This is a genomic window from Nostoc sp. 2RC (genome assembly GCF_014222165.1).
GTDB classification, from domain to species: Bacteria; Cyanobacteriota; Cyanobacteriia; order Cyanobacteriales; family Nostocaceae; genus Nostoc; species Nostoc linckia.
The window spans coordinates 1-667 of record NZ_JACKZU010000780.1 but is presented as its reverse complement, the minus strand read 5'-3'; the positions used below and the strand labels follow the sequence as shown (position 1 = coordinate 667).

Below are 667 nucleotides of genomic sequence, written 5' to 3'. Positions count from 1 at the left end.
ACACTAGCAACAAAAACAAAATCATTGGCAGTAAGGCTAGTGGAGGTAATTCCCACTAACAAAGCCAACTCTGTATTTGATGTTTTCACCAAAGTATCGCTACCTTGTTGCAACAGCGTTAAATTACTAAATTGAGTTACCCCAACACCCCCAAGCCCGATTTTATCTGTGCCAATTGTCAAGTCAGTGACGATGTTTTTAGCAGTAGGTAAACTGGCATTAGCAATCCAAAACTGGTCAATACCAGTACCACCAGTTAATTTATTACCACCAGCTTCACCAGCAAACAGCACATCATCGCCATCGCCGCCAAACAAGGAGTCATTGACGCTGGAGAAGAGTTTGTCATCTCCAGAACCACCATACAGGCGGTTATTGCTGCCATTACTTTTGAGGGTGTCGTTACCAGAACCACCAAAGGATAATTGATGCGAACCTTCAATTACTGTGAGAGTGTCAGCACCTGCACCGCCAAATAGATTATTGTTACCATTGGCTTCAATTACAGTAATTTGGTCATCACCATTGCCACCATCGGCGCTAGTATTGTCAGCTGCACCATTTTGACCAATAAAGATACTATCATCACCGTCCCCTGCGGATACTGAAGAGTCACTGCCAACTAACACCGTATCTTCACCGCTTCCAGTTTGGATTGTATTACCTT

At 43.6% G+C, this 667-nt stretch carries 1 protein-coding gene; it reads right to left on the bottom strand.

The annotated features are described in order from the left end of the window. Nucleotides 1-667, bottom strand: a 667-nt coding sequence (locus GNE10_RS34955; RefSeq protein WP_311774915.1) for a calcium-binding protein, incomplete at both ends; no start/stop codon positions are given.